Below are 20324 nucleotides of genomic sequence, written 5' to 3'. Positions count from 1 at the left end.
TTCGAAAGGAAATTGCATGAGTTTTCTTTTGGGGCATGAAACAACTCGATGTAACAAACCCCAAGATTGTGAACAAATTAGCGATACGCTATAATATGAAGGCAAAAGTAATTAAAGGAGAAATAGAAAATGGGAAAGAGAGTAGTTGTTGTAGGAGCAGGATACTCTGGGATTTTAGCTGCGAAAAAGTTAGCTAAGAAATTCAAAAAAGATCCAGAAGTATCAATCACTATTATAGACCGCAATCCATTCAGTACGATGTTGACAGAACTTCATGAAGTTGCTGCAGGACGTGTTGATGAGTATTCAATTCGCATGGATTTGAAAAAAATCTTTGCTGGCCGTAATGTCAACGTAAAACTTGATACAGTTCAAAAAATTGACTTTGACAAAAAAGTCGTTGAAGGTGCAAATGAAAGCTACGAATACGATTATGTTGTAATCGCAGCAGGTTCAAAACCAACATTCTTTGGAATTGAAGGCGCTAAAGAAAATACATTTACACTGTGGTCATACGATGATGCAGTTCGCTTACGTGACCATATCAATGATGTGTTTGTTAAAGCATCACAAGAACCAAACCTTGAAAAACGTCGTTTCTTGCTAACATTCTATGTTGTAGGAGCAGGATTCACGGGTGTAGAAATGATGGGAGAACTTGCAGAGTACGTTCCAGTATTATGTGACAAATTCTCAATTGACCCAAGCGATGTAACAATGGTAGAAGTTGACGCAATGCCACGTACCGTTATGACATTGCCAGAAAAACTCGCAAACAAAGTACAAAACCGTTTAGAAAAAATGGGCGTACAAATTAAACTTAACGCAAAAGTTATCAAAGTTACTGAAGATGCTATTCATTTAGATATCAACGGTAATATTGAAGAAAACCCTGTTCACACAGTTATTTGGACAGCTGGTATTGAAAGTACAGACATTACAGCGCAATCAGGTACAGAACTTGAAGCAGCACAACGTGGTGGCCGTATTGAAACAGACCAGTACTTACGTGCAATAGGTCGCGAAGACGTTTATGTTATCGGTGATAACACATACTTCGTGCTTGAAGGTGAAGAACGTCCATTACCACAAATGGTTGAAAATGCTGAACAAAGTGGTGGTCTTGTTGCGAAAAATATTGCCGAACAAATTCGTGGTGGTAAAAACCTAATAGCATACAAACCAGCATTCCATGGAACAATGGTATGTATCGGTGGACGTTGGGGAACTGCAAATATTAAACTTGGAAAAGTTGAGTTTAATCTTGTATCATTCTTTGCAATGTTTGCAAAACACATGATGAACTGTGTTTACTTCCTCCAAGTTCTAGGTTGGAACAAAGTATTCAGTTACTTGAAACATGAAATCTTTACAATCCGTAACCGTCGTAGTTTTGTCGGTGGAAACTTCTCAAACCGTACTCCAAGTTTCTTACTCTTCCCACTTCGTGTTTGGTTAGGAGCAATTTGGTTATTTGAAGGAATTAAAAAAGTTAACGAAGGCTGGTTAGCAGGAGATCCTAAACTTTCAGGATTCTTCGGTGGTGCACAACAATGGTATGATAGCTTACTTGGTGCCGGTGGTGCCGATATCAATGCTGGATCATCCGTTATTGGTAAAGTCGTTGAAGCAACTCAAGCAGCTACAACAACTGTTGTGAACGCTGGAGCTTCAGTCGTTAACGGTGCTGGTAAAATCGCTGCTGATGTAACAGCAGGTGCTACTGGCGCTGCTGACGCAGTCGCAGGGGCAACAGGAGCAGGTGGTGGCGAAGCTGCTGGATCTGTCTTGTTACACTGGAACTTCTTAAACATTATTCAACCAATCTTTGTAACTGGAAAACCTCTTCTAGAATCAGGTCTTGAAGACTTTGCTTTCAAGATTGATTTCAACTTGATGACATGGTTTGTAAATGACGTGATTATTCCTAACCCACAATTGCAAGTATTTATGCAAACAATGGTTGTTGTTATGGAAATAGGAATTGGTTTAGCATTAATTGTAGGACTCTTTACGACGCTGGCAACAGGTATGTCAGTTGTATTACAAGTGATGTTCTTAATGACAACTGGTTTATACTTAAATACTGTATGGATGGTAGTAGCGGGTATCGCATTAATCTTCGGTGGAAACACATTAAGCTTAGATTACTGGGTGATGCCAAAACTCAAAAAATGGTGGTCTGGAATACCGTTTGTTAAGAAGTGGTACATCTACCACGATTAGTAGGTAATCTTAATGAACATATTTGAAGAATACTTAGAATATGTTAAACGGGAGGTTGGTGTAACAATATCAACCTCTCCTTTAATAGTTAGAAAGTATATAGAACACCTTTTAAAATCCGAAGGAAAATACATCCGCGCAGCAGCAGTTCTTGCAGCTGCACAAAACAAAGATGGATCAATCCATCACGATGCTGTAATTTTTGCTGCATCGATCGAATTATTACATTTGGCAACACTGGTTCATGATGATGTCATGGATGATGCAGATACACGCCGCGGCGTAACAACACTCCATAAAAAGTATGGACGTAAAACAGCTGTTATTTGTGGAGATTACCTAATGGCAGCGTCAATGTCACTAGCTAATAAAACAGAGAAAAAAGAAACCTATCTTGGTTACAGTTTACCGACGTATATGGAAGCCATTGCATTGGGTGAACTTAATCAACATATTAATAATGGAAATTACAAGTTAAAAGTTAAAGATTATTTATCAATTATTGATGGTAAAACAGCGAAACTCTTTGAAGCAGCAATGTACTCAGGAGTCGCAACATCGGATGATGTTCGTGAACAACAAGAATCCTATCAAACAATTGGACATGCGATAGGTATGATTTTTCAATTGTTGGATGATGTGATGGACTTTGATGATAATGAATCTGTTGCTAAAAAACCTGTACAATCAGATTTTGAGCAAGGCGTTATTACATTACCATTAATTCATGCTTTTAGTACTTACCCAGAAGCATTACAAAAAGCGGAACAACATGAACTTACACGTAAGGAAGTGAACCAATATGTTCGCAATTCCAAAGGTGTTGCGATAACAATTGCGAAAGCTGAAACATATTATGCAACAGCCAAGACAGCAATTGAAAATCTTGATATCATAGATACCAAACGAGAGGAACTCATGCGTATCTTAAACTTAGCAATGAGAAAGTAATACATGAAAAAAATATTAGAATACACTGAAATACAAACTAAAATAACAAGTTTGTTTCCCTTTGCCTTAACGCTTGGCGTAATGGTATTTAATGGATCACAGATCCGTTGGGATGCAACACTTGTTTTCTTTGTTGGTATGTTTGTCTTTGATTTAACGACGACCGCTATCAATAATTACATCGACTCAAAAGAAAATGGCCAAGATATTGGTTATACACGAAACCAAGGACGTGCAATCATTTATGCAATGCTTATGATTGCTACTATATCTGGTTTATATTTAGTATATTTGACCGATTTTGTCATTTTGATCTTGGGAATGATTTGTTTTGGGATTGGAATTTTGTATACATGGGGTCCGGTACCAATCTCTCGCCAACCATATGGAGAGATTATTTCTGGCGTACTCTATGGTTATGTTATTCCGTTTATCTTGATTCATGCTAACAACCCAGGGCTACTGGTCGATTTCAACTTTGTGGCTCCAAATGTCACGATGCACTTTAATCTCGTGAACATTATCTATTTCTTGATAATTTTCTTACCACCGACACTTCTCACATCAAGTATTATGCTTGCGAACAATACATGTGATATTGAGGCAGACGTGCTTGTTAAGCGGTATACGTTGCCGTACTATATTGGTAAAGAAAATGCAGTAGTTCTGATGAAAATACTTTATATCAGTGTGTATGCAGCGATTGTAGCCGCCGTTGTACTTGGTGTGATACCTTGGCTTGCATTACTGACGTTAATTACAGCACCACGTGTCTTAAAGAATTACAATGCATATACTAAAGATTTGGTAAAACGTCTATCATTTAAATATATCATCAAAAATTTTATAACAATTATGTTTGTGTATGATTTGATGGTCATCATTGGGAACTTCTTATAAAGGAGTTCTTTTTATATAAAAACCGAACCTCCATATCCTTGTGCAAGATTGGTGGTTCGGTTAGTTTTGTTTGCTTTATTTATTTGCGAAAGCGGAATATTGTTTAATGTTGTCAGTGAAAGTAAAGTCATAGTCTTCCAATTGATACCATTCAGGATGATCTTCCGAAACCCACAACACATCAATTGACTTATCAGGATATTTTGTATTGAAGTCTTGAATGAAAGTCTGTGCTTCTTCATATGACATCATGTAGACAGCAGTCGAAAGTGCGTCTGCCATGGTCGAATCAGGTGTAAATATAGTTACTGAACGGAATACTGATTGCGGTTGTAATGTTTTTGGATTGATTAAATGTGAATAAGTTACATCATTTGGGCCTATGTAGTAGCGTTGGTAATCACCAGATGTAACAATTGACATCGAATGTGGAATCCGGAATACATCAAGACTTTCATTTTTAACAAGCATTGATGGTTTTTCAACACCGATCGCCCATGCTTCACCATCTGGCTTCGTATTGATGGTACGAACGTTTCCGCCCCCACTTACAACACCGTATTCTAATCCAGCCTCTTCAAGTTCTAAAGCAACAAGTTCCGTTGCGTAGCCCTTTGCAATCGCTCCTACATCAAGTCTTGTTTTGGCATCAGTAAGAAAGACGGTGTTATTTGCTTTATCAATTTCGACAAATTGCCATCCTGCGTGGAGTGCTGCTTCTTCGAGAACATCTTGTGTTGGGATTTCTCCAGGTTCGCCAGATGCATTCTTTTCAATACCTTCCTCTCGATAGTCATGCCAAATTTCCATAACAGAGCCATAAGTAATATCGAAATAACCATTTGAAACTTCGGTATAGTCGCGTGAGCGTTCAAGCATTTCTATAATTAGGGGATCAACGGTTACGGGCGCAATTCCAGCGTTGTCGTTGATAGTTTTAATGTTTGCGACGCCTTCATAGTCATTATACTTATCAAATAAAGCATTATAACGCAGAAAAGCTGCTTTAACTTTACTAAAGTAGTCGTTGAAAGTTGCCTCATCTTTTGTATATGCGACGAAGGTCATGACAGTATCAAATCCAACTTCGGAGGTACGGGCTTCGTATTTTGTGTAGTTATCACCAGACTTTATTGAACAACCCGTTAAGATCAATAGAGTCGCCATGATGAATGCGAATTTTTTCATATGTGTATTATACCATAGATATTTTTAGGATATTTAGGTATCACTTCATACTTAGTTATGTCAGGGAAAGAAGATTGGATAAAAATGAAATTGAACCCAATTCTGTGAAAAATGGAACTGAACTAACGAAAGGTTGAAACTATGAAACATATATTTTGGAGTGTTGGTCTCATCACGATTGTTGCGTGTATAAGTGGGTTCGCAATGTTTGTGGCTATATTGGCCTCTCATCATTTTCAAATTCGTTTTGCCCACCATCAAGCAATGCGAAGAAATATTGCGAGTGACTATCCTAAAGAGGCATTACTGGTAAATGTTATGAATGTATTTCATGAGAATTATGGCGAAGAAGTCACAGTTAAGAGATTTGAAACGACTTTATTCCCTAATGCGATGCGCTTTGGGATTGAAAGAAAAATTAGTGGATATACATATTCTTTAGATAGACTTATGGTTGAGGAGTATTATGCTTCTTAGATTTGATTTCGAAATGTTCCAGATGTATGTAGATCAAGAGGATGTGACTGATCTCAATTACAATGGCAAAGATTTGTGGGTTGATGACCTAAATAAGGGGCGCTATGTCGTTAATGATTTTAGTGATAAAGACGCCGTATACCGATTTGTCTTGCGGCTTTCAAATGCTGTGAATCTTCCGTATACAGTGAGTAATCCAATCTTTGAAACAGAAATTGGTTTTCTAAGAATAAGTGTTCTTCATCCAACAATATCTAAAGACGTTTGTATTTCAATTCGTAAGACAAGTGGACAATGCCGTTATGATGTTAAATCAATAACTGAAAAAGGATACATATCGCAAGCGGCTTTGGACTTTTTGGTGAGTAGCATACGGTGTCGTTGCAATGTAATGATAAGTGGATTACCAGGATCGGGGAAAACGGAGTTGTTAAAATTTTTAACACAGTTTATTGGTGACAAAGAACGCGTGATTACGCTTGAAGACAGTATGGAAATTCACTATGATGTGCTCCATCCAAGTCGGGATTGTGTTGCGCTGAAGACGAATAAAATGATGTCATATGATGCTGCAATTAAAGCATCATTGCGCCAAAGACCTGATTGGCTGCTATTAAGTGAAGTAAGAGGTTCGGAAGCCTTTGAATTATTAAAATGTGTTTCAACAGGACTACATTTAATAAGTACTATCCATGCTCGAAGTGCTAAAGAGATACCCAACCGTCTTTTGTTCATGATGAATGAGGCGTCATTTGATAGTGTAAGCATGTTGGCACAGATAGAGACACTGTTTGATGTTGGAATACATATTGATTTACTGCACACGAGTGAGGGCATTGTGCGACGTGTAAGGGAAATTGTCGTTTTCAATCAGGAATCAACAGTGACAATCTATCAACATGGTGGAGTTGTCGATTTGGATAAACTTCCTGAGAAAATCAAAAGTCGTGCAGACCTGTATGGTGTTCAGTGGTGAAGGTAAAGAGTATTTGCGTTTATGCATGCGCACAATTGTTTATCCTCATGATGTTTAAGTTTTCGATAGTTATAAATGGTGTGTATCTGCTTACTTTAATTGTTTTTATCAAAGATATTGTGGCATCTCTTACGACTTTCGAGATAAACAAAGAAAGGGTTACGGCGCAATATCAAATGACACTAAGTTTGATAATAAGATATCGTTTTACACACAACATTTTAGTGAGCATGAGAAATATTGAAAATAATGCTGGAGAACTCCCACTCTTAGAATTTGAAAGTGGAGATTTTGACTTCAAAAAACTCGCTTTGATTCATTCTCATTATTCATGGAAGACGCTGATTTCTGTTTTAGCTGTGGACATCATCCATGGCGACAAGGAGATCGACGATAAACTTTATGATTTAGAAACTGAAGTTGACTATTGGTACGATGCTGTAAATGGGTATAGTGGGCGTTTGATTCAAACAGTTAAATTGTTAGTATTACTTTCGTCAATCAGTATTCTAGTTACCCATATTGTATGCGAAATGTTGATGCAAGCAACTCCACGGTCAATACTTCCTAACTATGAAATAATGCTGTTCCTATTCTTAGTCTTAATCAATGGTTTTACATGTATCGTTTTTAGAATTCTTCGCCGTGAACTAACTTTAAGGAGGGAGCATGTTGTTTAATATTCTTTTGCTTGCATTTTGGATTATCTTTGGCACAAAATTTATACGTAGTCTGTTGTGGCACGACATTCGGGAAAGAAATAACTTAATTGGCGTATCTTATGAAAGAACTGTGTATGTCGTGGTGGGTACATGTCTAGTGTGCGCTTGTATCTCAAATAGATTTCTAATTGTAATTCCACTGTTTATTACATTTTATGAAAAAAAATTGAATTCAGTATATCGTAAAACATGCGCTACACTTCAATTTTCGTTCATGATTTGGATTCAATCAATTTTGACATTTATTCAGGCGAATACACTTCTTCATGCATTGAAATTAAGTTTAGAAACGGTACCTAGGAATTTAGAACAAGATGTGAAAAACTTAATTAAAACAATTGAAACAAATCCAGAAGATCATGGAGCATTTGTTGGTTTCATGACGCGCGCGTCAACGCCAGAGATACGTCAAACGATGAAGTATCTGTACCGATATTGTGTGGAATCGACGGCTGATGCAACCCGGCAGTTACAGCGCATTATTGAAATCAATAATGGAAGACTGAGACAGCAACGCTTACATGCATATTCACAAAATGTTGAAATGTATACTCCTTTGGGTTTAGTTCCGTTGATTTCGGTTGGGTGCTTGTTCTTGATTTTGATGACGCAAGTAATCGTTGCATTAATGGAAAGGGGGTGGGGCATTTGAAGTCTTTTTTTGAAGAGTTTGGTATGGTCCTTGTTGTAACAATTATTGCGACAGGAATGATTGTCTTTTCGAACGAATTTAAGGATATTTTAAGAACTACACTCGTAGGGAAGTGGAATGGGATGGCAGAAGTACGTAAATGAAGATATCAATTGAATTTTATGTATTGATGGTTTTCTTTGGACTTGGAGTATTGGTTACCTTGGATTTTTGTAACTTGATTATCGGCATTCAACAAGTTCACACACTAAGAGATGTAATTGTTCATGAGATTGAAGTTTATGACCGATACGATTTGGCAGTGAAAGAAAGAATACAATCGAAAAACAACTGTCGAAACTGTACATATTTTGTGAAAAATGAAGACAGAAAATTCAAAGTGTTGATTCAATATGTACATAACTTTAGTTATATTCCGCAAACAGTTGAAATATCTGCCTTTGGGTACGCATACAACAGTCAAGAGGCGCAATGAGCGCCTCTCCATAAATGTCGTATTAGTGGCAAAAAAGTGAAATATCGTGTATTGTAATATTGCAACAAACGCTAGGAGTGAATGTATGATTATTACGATAGACATCGGTAATTCCAATACGGTCATTGTCGGTTATAAAGATAACAAGCGAGTTTTAGAAGCGCGTATTGACACTTACAAAAAAGATGTAATTAAAAACTATACCATTAAATTTAAAGAAATTATTAAAGAAATTCCGGAGGATATCATCGTATCCTGCGTTGTACCAATGATCAAAGCTCAGTTTATTGAAACAATTGAATTACTCTTTCAAAAGAAACCAATTATGATTGATGCAACTTCCATTGATGGACTAACGATTAAGTTGGATAATCCAAATGACATTGGGGCAGATTTCATTGCAACATCATGGGGTGCAATTCAAAAGTACCAAACACCAGTGATTATTGCGGATGTCGGAAGTGCGACAAAACTAACGGTTGTTGATGAAACTGGTTCGTTTTTAGGAGGTGCCATTATACCGGGGATTGGGACATCCATGCGAGCTTTCGCTGAATATATTCCCCATCTACCAGAAGTTGCATTAGAATTTCCAAAAACAGTGATTGGCTCTGGGACTATTGATGCAATTCAATCGGGTGCCTTATATGGACTTGTCTCGCAAATCGAAGGATTGGCGATGCGAATGGAAAAAGAATTGGGAACTTCTTGTACAAAAATTATAACAGGTGGTTATGCTTCAATTATTCATGGAGCAACAGAAGCGTTTATATATGATGAATTTTTACTAAATGATGGACTCTACGAGATCTATCAGAAAGGAGCATTTAAACGATGAAAGTTAGAGACATAACAATGAACGCAATGTTCATTGCGATTACACTTATCTTGGCACTGGTGCCAGGTTTAGGAATGATCAATATTGGTTTTGTTTCGATAACTATAATGCATATTCCAGTTATTATTGCCGGGCTTGTACTCGGGGCAAAAGCAGCGTTAATAAACGCAACTGCATTTGGTGTCGCTGCGATGTTCATTGCTGCAACACGACCAGTAGGAGTTTTCGATGTATTGTTTGTGAATCCTTTAGTATCGGTTCTGCCACGGATTATCTTTGGACTGAGTATCGTAGTGGTAGCTGGTTTGATGAAACGGCTCACAAAAAACTTTGTCGTGGTAGCTTCTGTTACCTCAATAGTGGCGACTCTTGTTCATACGGTCGCAGTATTACTTGCGATGTATATTGCGGCAACAGGTTCTGCAAGTCCAGAAATTTTAGCTGCAGCACCAACAAGCGCCCTTGTATTGATTGGATCTGTTCTTTTATCAAATGGTATATTCGAAATCATTGCCAGCGTGGTTATTGCAGTACCGACTTCAGTTGCCCTGAATAAGGTCAAGAACCATTGATTAAATATCTACTAATTGCGTTACTGGGAATATTCATTTATTCGTTTATCGAATACCGTTGGCTAAAGAATATATATTTGAAACCCATAGATTTTGATACAAAGCATAAGATTCCTGATGAATTAAAGGGAAAGCGAATTGTTTTCATTTCTGATTTACAGTTTGATCACAAGAGACGACCATTTTTGCATGGAGCTGCCCGAAATCTTGTTCGTAGAGTAAATGCTCTCAAACCGGATTTAGTGCTATTAGGTGGGGATTATATCCATCAAGAAGGGAAGCAGAATACCCCTATCTTTGAATATATCAATAGTATCAATGCACCCAAGGTTGCGGTTCTCGGAAATCATGATTATCGAGAATATGAAAAATCGGTTACGATGCTACAAGATATTGGTGTAACAGTGCTCATTAACGAAATTTATAATTATCACGGTCTCGATATTATTGGGGTTGATGATGCCATTAAAGGTGTCCCGGTGTTTCCGATTCATGAAGACAAATTATCAATTTTACTAACACATAATCCGGATTACTTTGAAAAATTGCCGAAGTCCACATACGTTGACATGGCATTAGCTGGTCATTTACATGCGGGGCAGGTAACACTATTTGGCTTATATGCGCCAATTACAAATTCAGAATTTGACCAAACGCTCGTTCACGGAATGATTCGTCGACCACAAGGCTCAATGTACGTATCGTCGGGCGTGGGAGGGACAGTTGGAATGTTGCCTATCCGATTCTTTGCTCGCCCAGAAATTGTGATTTTAGATTTTTAAAGGGATACAACGTATCCTTTTTATTTGTCAATTTTCTTTCATAGTTTAATAAAAAGTTTATATTCGTGACATGAATGACATACTTAATGACATTATCCCCATCAACAAACTACTTCATGAGATAGTAAAATCACCAAGAACAGATGGAGGATAAACTATGAATGATTACAAAGTTAAATTTGACGCTGGTGATGCTGTAACGCAAATATCGAGCATCCTTGTTGCAGACGGAAGTTATCTTCCAGAACCACAACGTCCGACACGTAATGACGCTATCTTCAAGGGATGGTTCCACGATGAAGCACTGAAATACCCTTGGAACTTTGAAAGTGACATTGTTATTGAAGATGTAACGTTGCACGCGAAATGGGATCAAAAAGACTTGTTCGCGACAAACAAACAATCCTCGGTTCAAAAAGCAACTCAAGATGATGAAAAATATATATACGTTGGTGGCATTCTTGCTGATTTAGCTGAGAGTATCAGTTATATTCATAAAAAATAAACAATGAAAAAGGTCGACTTAAGTCGACCTTTTAGATACCAAGTAGTCCAAAAATTATTATCTTGGTAATTGGTGAAATGATAACCGTAAAAATTCCTGTCAAAATTAATGCGAGGGTAGACATAATTCCCTGCTCTTTTCCCATTTCAATAGCCTTCGACGTTCCAACCGCGTGTGCGGCAGTTCCGAGTGCTAAGCCTTGAGCAATTGGGCTATCAATGTGGAATACTTTATTAAGCAATGGTGCAAGTGCAGCTCCAAAGATTCCGGTAATAATAACAATGCAGACAGTAAGTGTTGAAATACCTCCTAGTGAGACAGCAACATCAGCGGCAATCGCCGTTGTTACAGATTTAGGGATTACTGTAGCAATCATCTGAGGTGATAGTTTTAAAACTGATGCTAGAACACCGATTGTAATGGCGTGAGCTAAAACCCCTGCGCTGATTGAAACGAGGATAACGCGCTTATATTTTGCGAGCATTCCAAGGTTCATATATAGTGGAATTGCGAGTGCGACTGTCGCAGGGCCAATGAGTGCAGAGATAAATTGGCCACCAATATTGTATGATTCATACGAAATATTAAAAATCATGAGGAAAGCGATAATAAAAATACTCGACATGAGCAGTGGGTTGAACAAGTCTGACTTTAGAACTTTTTGTACCTTTGTCATTAGTACATATACTCCCATCGACAAAACTAGTCCAAACAGTGGGCTTGTAAATATTTTATCCATCTATTTATCTCCTTGAACCCTGGTCGCTGCATAGGCACTCACAACATAGGTGACGAGGGTTGAGATAATTAAGATAATCACGAACTCTACCCATGTTGCTTGTAAGACATCAAAATAAATCATGATGCCTACAGTAACTGGAACAAAGAAAAAAGCGAGATTATCTTTGAGCCAAGTGCCGACCATTTCGACTGATGAGACTTTTATGAGTTTAAATTGCAGTGCAGCAAATAACAAACATAATCCGATAATGCTACCAGGAATCGGAAGTTTGAATAATGCTGTAATGCTATCGCCGATAAACGTAAAACCAGCGATAATTAGAAATTGAGATACAATTTTCACAGACTTTTCCTCCAACAAACGTAGATATTTTACCATATAAACGTCAAAAACCCCAATATAGGAGCTTAATAATCACTTAATTAAATTTACGTGATATACTAGTGCAAAGGGGGAAAGCATGAAAACAATACTTATTGTCGAAGACAATCGTATGTTAGGCGTAGAATTATCACAAACTTTACGAGACCACTACCATACGATTAACGCATTCAGCGGCTATGAAGCGATCAATATTCTTGAAGCGCATACTGCAGATTTGATTTTACTCGATATGAGTCTTCCTGATTTGCCAAGTGCAAAGATTTTGGAAATGGTTCGAGACGAGAGTCCTGTTCCTATAATTGTTTTGACTGACGGATTAGATCCGAGTCGGGTAATGGGGATGCTTTTAGCGGGGGCTAATGATTATTATGTTTATCCAATCGAAAGTCCTGTTCTCATCAAAAGAATTGAAGAACAACTTTCATTGGATCACGAAATGAGTGGAAATCGAGGAATACGTTTCAAAAATATCCGATTCTTTCCAAACGAATACCGTTTCGAGTTGGGTGGGGAAGTCGTTGACTTTTCTAAAAAAGAAACAGAAATTATGAAGCTACTCTTGTCGAATCCAAATAGTACTGTGTCAAAGGAACAACTGTATGCCAGTGTGTGGGGCGACAGTGAAAACTTGGATGAGAATACCGTGAATGTACACATCAGCAGTATTCGAAAAAAATTACGTCGCATCGATCCTAGCGTTGAATACATTCAAACTGTATGGGGCGTTGGTGTTCGACTTGCTGAGAGATAGGGAAACCCTATCTTTTTTCATCTAAAACCTATCAATTTTATACAATTTGAACAAAAATATGGTTAATGGGACTAAAAATGGGGTAATATTATAACATTAACATCATAATTGTGGTAAATTAAAAGTACACAAGACATAATCCTTGTGTTAATAAGTCTTCTAAATACGGTGGGGTATTTAGAAAGACGGGGATGTAAGTGATATTTAATCACTTGCAGACATGCAGAGCAGAGAAAAGCAAGGGTGGGGATCCTTGCTTTTCTTATGGCGCTACAGTGGAGCATGAAGGATTATTGTGATAAGATACAGAAGTTAGAAATGAGGTCTTTATGTATGGATGGCACATTAAAAACATATGATAATTATGATATCTACTACCAATATCATGAAGTGGAGAATGCGAAAGCAACAATTGTATTCAGTCATGGTTTTGTCGAATACAGTGCTCACTATTCACGGTTAGCACCAATGTTCAATGCTCATGGATACAATGTCTTTAAATATGACGTCCGTGGTCATGGCAGGACGACAGCCCCTCTTGGCGAATTAAAGCATTTCCAAGACTTTGCGGATGACTTGAATGTATGCGTAACGTGGGTTCAAGATCGTGACTCAAGTCTTCCAGTTTATACAATGGGATTTAGTCTAGGTGGTATGATTACGGCAGTCTATGGCATCATGTATCCTTATGCGATAGCAGGGCAAATATTATTAGGTCCTGGACTCTTGCCACAACCACAATTTCGAGAGATTACAGAATCTTCAATTTCGATTCATGAGTTCTTAGAACTCATGGGAACATCGGGTGATGCTGGTATCAAGCAATTAGTGGCGATGGATTCGCCGTATGTACTGAAACGTGCAAGTAGAACGTTTATTGTAGAATCATTAGTTGAAGCCCAAGAGTTCATTTGGGAACACACAAGTATGTATAAGCATCCAGTATTGATACTTCATGGTGAAAACGATCCTATTTTACCATGGCAAGGAAGCCAAAAGTTTTTTGAATCCATTGGGAGCAGTGATAAGACACTCGAAGTGCTCCCTGATAAAGAGCATGACCTACTAAGAATTCGCGAGGCAACAGCCATTGTTGCACGAATAGCATCCTGGTTGGATCACGAGATAGAGGCGTAAGCCTCTTTTTTAGTACATTTCTGTAAGGTTGATAAACGAGAAGTAAATTCATGTATAATAGAAATAAGAGAAAGAGAATTATAATGACTAAAAAAGCGACGATTATCAGTGTGGTTGTATTTATTCTTGCAATCTTGCTCAGAAATTATGAAGTGTTGACTGGCTACGAAAATAGTTTGACGTATCTCATTCCAATTGCCGTTTCAATTGGCCTCTTTTTTCATGCAATTGATCAATATGATACATACAATGATTGTGCAGAGAAACCAAGATTTGAGAACTTAGATTTTCTTCGGTATTTTGGTGCGGTGTTAATTGTCATCTTACACTTGAGACCCTTTAAAGATATTTCATATCCGCTCGATTTATTGTTTAATAATATGATCTCGCGGTTGTTTGTACCATTCTTTTTCATAACGTCAGGATATTTTGTCGCAAAAAAACAAAAACAAAACCCAGCATACTTCAACCGCTATATTAAAGGGTTGATTCCATCATATCTTATTTGGTGCCTGATCTATCTACCATTTGGACTCCAATATATTAAAGAAATGGGACTTTCGCCGATGTTGTACCCCGTAGGCCTTCTTGTTGGGATACTCTATTCTGGTACATACTATCATCTTTGGTATTACCCTGCCTTGATTGTTGCACTATTATTCACGAATGCTTGGTTAAAACGATTCAAGCTGAGTTCTCTACTGATTGTGTCGTTTCTTCTATTTGCGTTGGGAGCTACCGAGACCTATTTTGGCCTACTACCAAATGCAATTCAAACAATTTTAAACACATATTACTACAATATTTTCATTACAACACGTAACTTCTTATTCTTTGGAACATTCTTTGTTGCTATGGGATACGCGATGGAAGCAAAGAACATTGTGTTTGTAAAAGCATCTTTGACCAAACTTGTAGTTAGTTTTCTACTATTCTTAGTTGAAGTGATGCTGCTTCAAAAAGTAGATCGTTTGGACAGTAATTTGATGTTTATGACGATTCCGACCGTTTTCTATATGTTTACAACAGCATTACAATTGCCATTTACAATTAGGATGCCGTTCAAGGAGTCGATACGTGAATACTATAAATATTACTACTTAATTCATCCGCTCATCATCTACGGTGTGTTAGGGGTAATTAAACCGCAAACAACGCTATTCGGAGCATTGGTATTGACGCTCGTCACGCTTGTGTTAACGCACATAGCAAGTTGGTGTTTTATCCAAATTAATCGAAGATATAAATCATATAAAAAGAAAAACTCTGCATAGCAGAGTTTTTTAGTCATTGCGTCCGGACATAGCGATCATTAAGAGCGCTAAAATGATAAAGTACAACGGCATGACTAATAAAGAACCGTTGTGGATTACAGACATGATGTGTAACAACACACTTATTGCGAGATAATATCCGAGACTAAGAATGGACCCAGCAGTACCATACACATCCTGAAAATCCTCAAGTGCTAAACTTATAGCGTTTGATAAAGAAATGGCCGTTCCGACACGAACAAGGAACATTCCGCCCATATACAGTGTCAGTGATAGGATTGTGCTCGTTGCGATATATCCAAAGAAAAGCATTAAAATAGATCCAGATATAAGTACATAGTTTCCAATCTGAAGCACTTGCTTTGGCGCATGGTTTCTAAGCAGTAATTGTGCAATTGATGCACCAAGAATTGTTGCAATTGCGAGGCTGATGCCGAGACTACCTGTTGTAGCAAGTGATATTCCAAACCATTTTGGGAATAATAAAGGTGCTTCGACATAGTAAATAGACATAATCACGTTCATGGCTGCAATAAAAAAACCATACATCCAAACTCGTTTTGATCGAAGCATTCGCATAAAGACGGCAAAAAAATTAGCATTGCGTGTCGTTGCGACGACATTTGTCTCGGGAAGACGTAAATACGTTAAAGCTACAATACTAAGTCCACAGACTAAGAAAACTACTAAGAGTAATCGTAAACTGTATGACTCAATCATATAACCGCCGAGCAAGGGTCCAATTCCTGGAACAATTGCGAGTGCGATGGATACTTGCGAAAACAGTTTGCTCCGAATCTGTGTATCAAAACTCTCGCGTAAGATAGTTTGAGTGGTGACTGAACCGGTCGCTAAACCGAATGCTACAACAAAGCGTCCTATTAAGAAATAATCAAACGATGAACTCGTAAGCATTACGCCAGTTCCCAGACAGTATATAGCAAATCCCCATAGTAATGCGGGACGACGGCCAAACTTATCTGAGAAAAACCCCCAAAATAAGACACCCATCGCAAACGCTACAAAATAAATGCTTAGTGTCGCTTGAGCGCTAGCGATAGAAATATCAAAATTAAGTGTAATAGTTTGTAATGAAGGGGCAAACATTGCCTCGTGAAGTTGAGGGAAGCCCAATAAAATAATTATAAGTATAAAACTTGGTTTTCTAAATCTGATGTTTTTAATCAAAAAATAATCCTCTTAACGATTAGATACCTTGAGTAAAAACATCAAAATCGGGTAGGGGAGCTATTTTTTTAATTATAGATGTAAAATTCATAATTAATCTCCTAACGACGTATACTATATCACAGGTAAATCAGAATATGCTACTTTTCATTTTTTTTGTAAACTATGATATAATGTGCGAAAGCGAGGTTATATCATGTCAACAAACGAACAAATTCTAGTCATGACACCTCCAATACCTATATTATCGAAATAAATAGAGCGTATTGAAGGTACTAAAAGATTATACATAAAACAGATCTTTTTAGTGTGCCTTCCTGTACTTTAGTTAAAAGATAAATAGGAAGCGAAGAAAATAAATACTGAAAAAAATAATAAATATTGCCATCATCGCCCATGTCGATGCTGGTAAGAGTACACTTGTTGACGGAATCTTATCCGCGTCAGGTGTTTTCAATCATGTGCAAAAATCAGTGGATCGTGTGATGGATAGTAATGATCTCGAGAAAGAACGCGGAATTACAATCTACTCCAAAAACTGCTCGGTTATGTATAAAGATACCAAAATTAATATAGTTGATACACCCGGTCATGCAGATTTTTCGGGGGAAGTGGAACGCATCATTAAGACGGTGGATACCGTGATTTTGTTGGTAGATTCAGTTGAAGGCCCTATGCCCCAGACACGATTCGTACTACGTAAGGCATTAGAACAAAATCTTAAGCCAATCGTACTGATTAATAAAATGGATAAGACTGAACGCCGACCAGAGGCGGTTCTTGAAGAAATATATGATTTGTTTTTGGAACTTGATGCCGATGAATCGCAATTATTCTTTCCGATACTTTATGGTATTACCCGAGATTTCAAGGTAAGTCGTCATCAAGATATACGGGATGCCTCGATGGATGTACTCTTTGATACAATCCTGGAACATACAGAAATTTATCCGAATAAAGATACTCAACCACTACAGATGCAAGTATCAACACTGGGCTATGACACATATTTAGGACGTCTTGGGATTGGACGGATCCACCAAGGTGTTTTAGAACAAGGGCAAGCTATCTGTATCATCGATAACTCCGGAAAGTATTCTCATGCACGAATCAAAAAAATGTTCGTTTATAATGGTGTAACATATAAAGAAGTTACGAAAACCCACAGTGGAGATATCGTTGTGATATCAGGAATATCGAACATCACTGTTGGAGATACACTCTGTTCTCTAGAGGCTCCATTGCCTATGGAAGCAATCATGGTAGAACAACCCACACTGTCCATGAACTTTTATGTGAATACTTCACCACTGCAAGGAAAAGAAGGTAAGTTTATCACCAGTCGTAATATTAAAGAACGACTCGATCGCGAATTGGAGGTTAACGTGGGTCTTGAGGTAGAACCGGGGTTATCTTCAGATTACTTTACTGTTTCGGGTCGAGGGGAGTTACATCTCTCGATTCTGATTGAAACAATGCGCCGCGAAGGATATGAACTTTCCGTCGGAAAACCCCACGTAATTCTTGAAGAACGTAAAGGCGTAACGTATGAACCAATTGATCGGGTGATTATCGAGACTCCTGAGAAGTATAGTGGAAAGATTATTGAACAAATGAGCTTACGTCACGGAAATCTATATAATGTTGAACAACACAATGATACGGTTCGACAATACTGGTACATCCCTGCACGTCTCATTTTGGGATTTAGAACAGATCTTATTAATATGACGCGTGGCAATGCGATCATGATGCGTCAGCATTATAAGTATGATGTGCAAGCTGGTGGCATGAATGTTCCCAAACGTGGATCACTAATTTCCAATAGTTTCGGTAATTCGATGGCTTTTCCTATGTTTCATATTCAAGACCGAGGAAGTTTTTTTATCGGTGCCCAAACGGAAGTCTATCCGGGGATGATAGTAGGAGTTACGAACAAAGAAAACGATATGTGGGTCAACGTAATTCGTAATAAACGATTAAATAGTTACCGTGGTAATGGACGCGGTGGTAAAGAAGATGCATTGAAACTTGAAGAGCCCATCGCACTTACCTTAGAGTATGCACTGGATTACATTAGTGATGATGAGCTTGTTGAGGTGACGCCTTTGAACATTAGATTACGTAAAAAAGACTTACGACAATAGGAGGCTACCTTCTTATGAAGGTAGCTTTATTTTGCAATAAGAAGTAAAGGATTTTGTATGGATTCTATTTTAAGAGGTGTTTTAAGGTGACGTATTCCTTTGGTTTGATTTATTAAAGCTTGTATTCGTGTGAAAAAACATAGAGTTTCTTCTAACTGTTAAACACTACTTGAGGTCTGTATAATGAATGTAGTTAGCTGATTGGAAGTTTGCGAGAACTGTACGGATGATTGTTGCGGTGCATCTTTGAGAATGGCAAAGAAAAAGATGCAGTCTCGAAGATTAAGTTCACAAAAAACTGAGTTTAGAGATAAGAAGGGTGACGAAAATATGATTAAATTGATTGCTGTTGATATGGATGGAACTTTTTTGAATGATATGAAAGATTACAACCGACAACGCTTTGATATGTTATTTGATATGATGAAAACGTAAAATGTCGAATTCGTGGTGGCGAGTGGAAATCAATACTACCAACTTCGTTCATTCTTTCCTCGCCATAAAGAAATGTCCTTTGTGTCGGATAATGGTGCTAACGTGATTCACCACTACCAAGACGTTGATCACGAAGTGATGCCGTGGGATACCGTACATAAAGTATTCGATATCGTTGGGGGATATGAAGGTGTAAATATTTTGGTATGTGGAAAACAGTCCGCATATCTAACGAAACAACAAACACAAGAGTTCTATGACCTTGCTATAAACTATAATCATCGAATTCAGTGGGTTGACTCACTGAATAATATTGCGGATGACATTCTCAAATTCGCGCTTATTGTGGAGCCTCAAGATTTAGAGGCAGTACTCGAAGATTTTCATCGTGTCTTGGGAGATGGAATCACGCCGGTCACAAGTGGACACACTGCAATAGATTTGATCCAGCCTGGGGTTCACAAAGCTAAAGGGATAGAAAAAATTCAAAAAATATTAAACGTTAATGATTCAGAAATTCTTGCATTTGGAGATAACGATAATGATATCGAAATGCTTAAAAAAGCAGGGATAGGTGTCGCGGTTGGTAATGCAAGACCAGGCGTAAAAGATATCTCAAATGTGGTATTAGAAAAAGACAATAACTCAGAAGCGATACTCGATTTTATTGAAGCTATTTTAGTATCTCAACAATAAATAGAAAAGCAGCCACCATATGCATTCGTCATTCAGTGGCTGTCTTTTTTTATTAAGATTTAAGCAGTGATACTAACAATTGAATATCCTGTAGAAAAAAACGTCTCAAGAGTATGTAATTGCTCTAAGACGTTTATCGAAATTTATATTGGAGGGATGCCTTTGTTAGCAGTCGAACTTTTCGTTCTGCGTGAGGCGTAGCTCTATGTTTTCCATATACTCCCCTGAAGGGGACTTATTACTCTTGTAATATAATACATTGGCAAAGTTATGCCTAGTCTTTTCTAGAAAATATTGTAGAAACAG

The 20324-nt window shown here is 37.7% G+C and carries 22 protein-coding genes; 18 read left to right on the top strand and 4 right to left on the bottom strand.

Annotated features, from left to right (window positions below; genetic code table 11):
* Positions 1 to 129: 129 nt before the first annotated feature.
* Genes GVV20_RS05670 through GVV20_RS05660 form a run of 3 tightly spaced genes read left to right on the top strand, consistent with a single transcriptional unit; the run spans position 130 to position 4077 of the window.
* Positions 130 to 2226 carry an FAD-dependent oxidoreductase gene (locus GVV20_RS05670; RefSeq protein WP_159740825.1) on the top strand — a complete coding sequence of 699 codons (2097 nt, stop codon included), beginning with the start codon at positions 130 to 132 and terminating at the stop codon, positions 2224 to 2226.
* A gap of 12 nt (positions 2227 to 2238) precedes the next feature.
* On the top strand, positions 2239 to 3177 hold the full coding sequence (locus GVV20_RS05665; RefSeq protein ID WP_159740826.1) for a polyprenyl synthetase family protein: 939 nt from the start codon (positions 2239 to 2241) through the stop codon (positions 3175 to 3177).
* Between the two features lie 3 nt (positions 3178 to 3180).
* Complete coding sequence (locus GVV20_RS05660) at positions 3181 to 4077, top strand: UbiA family prenyltransferase (protein ID WP_159740827.1); 897 nt, start codon at positions 3181 to 3183, stop codon at positions 4075 to 4077.
* A 75-nt stretch (positions 4078 to 4152) separates the two neighbouring features.
* On the opposite strand, the gene GVV20_RS05655 is transcribed toward GVV20_RS05660, so the two are convergent.
* Positions 4153 to 5265: an FAD:protein FMN transferase gene (locus tag GVV20_RS05655; protein WP_159740828.1), complete on the bottom strand. Its 1113-nt coding sequence runs from the start codon at positions 5263 to 5265 to the stop codon at positions 4153 to 4155.
* Between the two features lie 141 nt (positions 5266 to 5406).
* On the opposite strand from GVV20_RS05655, the gene GVV20_RS05650 reads away from it, so the two are divergent.
* From GVV20_RS05650 to GVV20_RS05605, 10 genes are all read left to right on the top strand, one after another.
* Complete coding sequence (locus GVV20_RS05650) at positions 5407 to 5742, top strand: hypothetical protein (protein WP_159740829.1); 336 nt, start codon at positions 5407 to 5409, stop codon at positions 5740 to 5742.
* A complete protein-coding gene (locus GVV20_RS05645) occupies positions 5732 to 6718 on the top strand; it encodes a CpaF/VirB11 family protein (RefSeq protein WP_159740830.1) in 987 nt (328 codons plus the stop codon). Before GVV20_RS05650 ends, GVV20_RS05645 begins: the two co-directional genes overlap by 11 nt.
* A gap of 230 nt (positions 6719 to 6948) precedes the next feature.
* Positions 6949 to 7398: a hypothetical protein gene (locus GVV20_RS05640; RefSeq protein ID WP_159740831.1), complete on the top strand. Its 450-nt coding sequence runs from the start codon at positions 6949 to 6951 to the stop codon at positions 7396 to 7398.
* A 277-nt stretch (positions 7399 to 7675) separates the two neighbouring features.
* On the top strand, positions 7676 to 8092 hold the full coding sequence (locus GVV20_RS05635) for a hypothetical protein (protein ID WP_159740832.1): 417 nt from the start codon (positions 7676 to 7678) through the stop codon (positions 8090 to 8092).
* Positions 8089 to 8235, top strand: coding sequence for a hypothetical protein (locus tag GVV20_RS05630; RefSeq protein WP_166083462.1), 147 nt, complete (start codon positions 8089 to 8091; stop codon positions 8233 to 8235). The genes GVV20_RS05635 and GVV20_RS05630 overlap by 4 nt, the downstream gene beginning before the upstream one ends.
* Entirely contained in the window at positions 8232 to 8567 is a 336-nt protein-coding gene (locus tag GVV20_RS05625; RefSeq protein WP_159740833.1) for a hypothetical protein, read from the top strand. The genes GVV20_RS05630 and GVV20_RS05625 overlap by 4 nt, the downstream gene beginning before the upstream one ends.
* Positions 8568 to 8652: 85 nt before the next feature.
* The gene (locus GVV20_RS05620) at positions 8653 to 9405 is read left to right on the top strand and encodes a type III pantothenate kinase (RefSeq protein WP_159740834.1); all 753 of its coding nucleotides are present in this window, start codon (positions 8653 to 8655) and stop codon (positions 9403 to 9405) included.
* Positions 9402 to 9977 carry an ECF transporter S component gene (locus GVV20_RS05615; RefSeq protein WP_159740835.1) on the top strand — a complete coding sequence of 192 codons (576 nt, stop codon included), beginning with the start codon at positions 9402 to 9404 and terminating at the stop codon, positions 9975 to 9977. Before GVV20_RS05620 ends, GVV20_RS05615 begins: the two co-directional genes overlap by 4 nt.
* Complete coding sequence (locus GVV20_RS05610) at positions 9974 to 10759, top strand: metallophosphoesterase (RefSeq protein ID WP_159740836.1); 786 nt, start codon at positions 9974 to 9976, stop codon at positions 10757 to 10759. The genes GVV20_RS05615 and GVV20_RS05610 overlap by 4 nt, the downstream gene beginning before the upstream one ends.
* A 157-nt stretch (positions 10760 to 10916) precedes the next feature.
* Complete coding sequence (locus GVV20_RS05605; protein ID WP_159740837.1) at positions 10917 to 11264, top strand: InlB B-repeat-containing protein; 348 nt, start codon at positions 10917 to 10919, stop codon at positions 11262 to 11264.
* Between the two features lie 31 nt (positions 11265 to 11295).
* Here GVV20_RS05605 and GVV20_RS05600 read toward each other — a convergent pair whose 3' ends face one another.
* Together GVV20_RS05600 and GVV20_RS05595 are read right to left on the bottom strand one after the other, a co-directional pair.
* Positions 11296 to 12003 carry an LrgB family protein gene (locus GVV20_RS05600; RefSeq protein ID WP_159740838.1) on the bottom strand — a complete coding sequence of 236 codons (708 nt, stop codon included), beginning with the start codon at positions 12001 to 12003 and terminating at the stop codon, positions 11296 to 11298.
* Positions 12004 to 12348 (bottom strand): CidA/LrgA family protein, encoded by a 345-nt coding sequence (locus GVV20_RS05595; RefSeq protein WP_159740839.1) that lies wholly within the window; start codon positions 12346 to 12348, stop codon positions 12004 to 12006. It lies immediately after the preceding gene.
* A 118-nt stretch (positions 12349 to 12466) separates the two neighbouring features.
* On the opposite strand from GVV20_RS05595, the gene GVV20_RS05590 reads away from it, so the two are divergent.
* The 3 genes from GVV20_RS05590 (at position 12467) to GVV20_RS05580 (ending at position 15552) form a co-directional block, all read left to right on the top strand.
* Positions 12467 to 13141 carry a response regulator transcription factor gene (locus tag GVV20_RS05590; protein WP_159740840.1) on the top strand — a complete coding sequence of 225 codons (675 nt, stop codon included), beginning with the start codon at positions 12467 to 12469 and terminating at the stop codon, positions 13139 to 13141.
* 333 nt (positions 13142 to 13474) lie between these two features.
* Positions 13475 to 14278: an alpha/beta fold hydrolase gene (locus tag GVV20_RS05585; protein ID WP_159740841.1), complete on the top strand. Its 804-nt coding sequence runs from the start codon at positions 13475 to 13477 to the stop codon at positions 14276 to 14278.
* 83 nt (positions 14279 to 14361) lie between these two features.
* Positions 14362 to 15552, top strand: coding sequence for an acyltransferase family protein (locus tag GVV20_RS05580; protein ID WP_159740842.1), 1191 nt, complete (start codon positions 14362 to 14364; stop codon positions 15550 to 15552).
* A 9-nt stretch (positions 15553 to 15561) separates the two neighbouring features.
* Here GVV20_RS05580 and GVV20_RS05575 read toward each other — a convergent pair whose 3' ends face one another.
* Positions 15562 to 16740, bottom strand: a complete 1179-nt coding sequence (locus GVV20_RS05575) for an MFS transporter (RefSeq protein WP_159740843.1) — start codon at positions 16738 to 16740, stop codon at positions 15562 to 15564.
* Between the two features lie 362 nt (positions 16741 to 17102).
* Between GVV20_RS05575 and typA the strand changes: the two genes are divergently transcribed.
* Both typA and GVV20_RS05565 read left to right on the top strand, forming a co-directional pair.
* Complete coding sequence (typA, locus tag GVV20_RS05570) at positions 17103 to 18887, top strand: translational GTPase TypA (protein ID WP_159740844.1); 1785 nt, start codon at positions 17103 to 17105, stop codon at positions 18885 to 18887.
* A 447-nt stretch (positions 18888 to 19334) separates the two neighbouring features.
* Complete coding sequence (locus GVV20_RS05565) at positions 19335 to 20018, top strand: Cof-type HAD-IIB family hydrolase (protein WP_328597875.1); 684 nt, start codon at positions 19335 to 19337, stop codon at positions 20016 to 20018.
* Positions 20019 to 20324: the final 306 nt, after the last annotated feature.

Source organism: Erysipelothrix aquatica, assembly GCF_009828775.2.
GTDB lineage: Bacteria > Bacillota_I > Bacilli_A > Erysipelotrichales > Erysipelotrichaceae > Erysipelothrix > Erysipelothrix aquatica.
Note: the sequence above shows the minus strand (reverse complement) of the source record. Positions and strands in the feature narration are given on the sequence as shown.